The sequence below is a fragment of the Streptomyces sp. DH37 genome, assembly GCF_029813835.1.
Classification (GTDB): Bacteria; Actinomycetota; Actinomycetes; order Streptomycetales; family Streptomycetaceae; genus Streptomyces.
Map to the genome: position 1 here is coordinate 1 of NZ_JARVKV010000188.1, position 454 is coordinate 454.

The 454-nt window shown below is 67.4% G+C and carries 1 protein-coding gene; it reads left to right on the top strand.

Translation table 11 applies throughout. The features are described from left to right. A partial coding sequence (locus QC029_RS31380; RefSeq protein ID WP_279559096.1) for an FAD-binding protein occupies positions 1–454 on the top strand: 454 nt, incomplete at both ends.

Sequence of the window (454 nt, forward strand, 5' to 3'; positions counted from 1 at the left end):
ATTGGGTGCCGGCCTCGCTGTTCCGCCGCGCCGACGGCAGTCGGGGTGTCTTCCCCCACACGGTGACCGATCGCGCCAAGCCCGGCGTGATTGCCGTCAACGCCGCCGGCCGGCGCTTCGTCAACGAGGCGCTGTCCTACCACGAGTTCGTTCTTGCCATGCTGCGTGACGGCAAGGGCGAGCCGGACCGTCCGTTCTATCTGGTGTGCGACCGCCAATTTCTGTGGAGCTACGGCCTCGGCCGCATCAAGCCGTTCACGCGCGGGATTCGGCGCCACGTGGCGAGCGGCGAGTTGGTCGAGGCTGCGGATATCGCGCAGCTCGCGGCGCAGATCGGCATCAAACCGTCCGTGCTCTCGGCGACGATCGCGACCTACAACGCCGACGCGAAGGACGGCCGCGATCCCGAATTCGGCCGCGGCAGCACCATCTATCAGCGCCATCTCGGCGATAT